The 228-nt window shown below is 82.5% G+C and carries 1 pseudogene; it reads right to left on the reverse strand.

Going from position 1 to position 228, the window contains the following annotated elements:
* Positions 1-228: pseudogene (locus KVT44_RS57685) on the reverse strand (regulator); the annotation flags it as partial.

Below are 228 nucleotides of genomic sequence, written 5' to 3' on the forward strand. Positions count from 1 at the left end.
AGCCGACCCCCCGGTGCGCGGCCCGGGCGAGCTGCCCGGCCCCGCGCCCGGGGCCGGGGTAGACCGCCTGCCGGCCCATGGTGACCAGGACGTACGAGCCCTACGCCCGGTCGCCGGCCGCCTGCGGCAGCCGCAGCGCCTGCACGAAGTAGCGCAGCGCGGGGCCGTGCGCGCCGATGGCGGACGAGGTCCAGCCGGCGGGGGGGGTGAGGGCGGCGGGGGCCGCGG

It is taken from the genome of Streptomyces sp. GbtcB7 (assembly GCF_019091445.1).
Classification (GTDB): Bacteria; Actinomycetota; Actinomycetes; order Streptomycetales; family Streptomycetaceae; genus Streptomyces; species Streptomyces mirabilis.